At 73.8% G+C, this 260-nt stretch carries 1 protein-coding gene; it reads left to right on the top strand.

The window, feature by feature from the left end:
• Positions 1-260 (top strand): ROK family protein (locus SB754_RS21145; RefSeq protein ID WP_410784303.1); only part of this gene is annotated, 260 nt, incomplete at both ends.

Genomic DNA, 260 nt, shown 5'->3' with positions numbered 1-260 from the left:
CGATGTCGACCTCGCCGCCCTCGTCGCGGCTCGCACGGGGCTGCCCGCTGAGGTCGGTAACGACGCCTCGCTCGCCGCGATCGCGGAATGGACCTTCGGCGCGGCGCGCGGGCACAGCAATGTGATCTACCTCAACGGCGGCGCGAGCGGTATCGGCGGCGGCGCGATCCTGCGGGGCGAGAGCCTCGGCGGCGCGAGCGGCTACGCCGGCGAGTGGGGCCAGAACCGCCCCAGCATCGATGACGACGCCGATCGGTGCG

The organism is Leifsonia sp. SIMBA_070 (assembly GCF_046534635.1).
Classification (GTDB): domain Bacteria; phylum Actinomycetota; class Actinomycetes; order Actinomycetales; family Microbacteriaceae; genus Leifsonia.
Note: the sequence above shows the minus strand (reverse complement) of the source record. Positions and strands in the feature narration are given on the sequence as shown.